The sequence below is a fragment of the Photobacterium aphoticum genome (assembly GCF_001029435.1).
GTDB classification, from domain to species: Bacteria; Pseudomonadota; Gammaproteobacteria; order Enterobacterales; family Vibrionaceae; genus Photobacterium; species Photobacterium aphoticum.
The window spans coordinates 1-404 of the sequence record NZ_LDOV01000085.1; the positions used below are offsets into that span (position 1 = coordinate 1).

The 404-nt window shown below is 56.2% G+C and carries 1 protein-coding gene; it reads right to left on the reverse strand.

Features of this window, described 5'->3' with window-relative positions:
* Positions 1–404 (reverse strand): cadherin repeat domain-containing protein (locus tag ABT58_RS23160; RefSeq protein WP_047876779.1); only part of this gene is annotated, 404 nt, incomplete at both ends.

The window sequence follows — 404 nt, forward strand, 5'->3', positions numbered from 1 at the left end:
CCTGACCTCCACTGAGAGGACCTCTGGTGCGCCTGTAACATCCCCCAACTCAACCTTCACCGTCGCTGTAGCCACACCGCCGTTGCCATCGCGCACTTCCACTGCTAGGTCAAACTCGCCTAGGTCAGCGTCGTCAATGTCTTGATTTAACGTGATCGCCCCTGAGGTTGGATCGATGCTGAAAACGCCGTTGGTCAGCTCGCCGCCAACGAAGCTGGAGCTCAACGTATCTCCATCTGCGACCACAGCTTTCACCGTTCCGACTAGTGCGCCCGACTTGCTGCCTTCTTTAACGGCATCAAAGTTGTAAACGTCATCCTTTGGTGCGTCTGTCGGCGTGTCCGTGCCTGAGAGGAACTCTGGTGCGTCGTTGACAGGCGTGACATTAACGGTAACAACAGCTG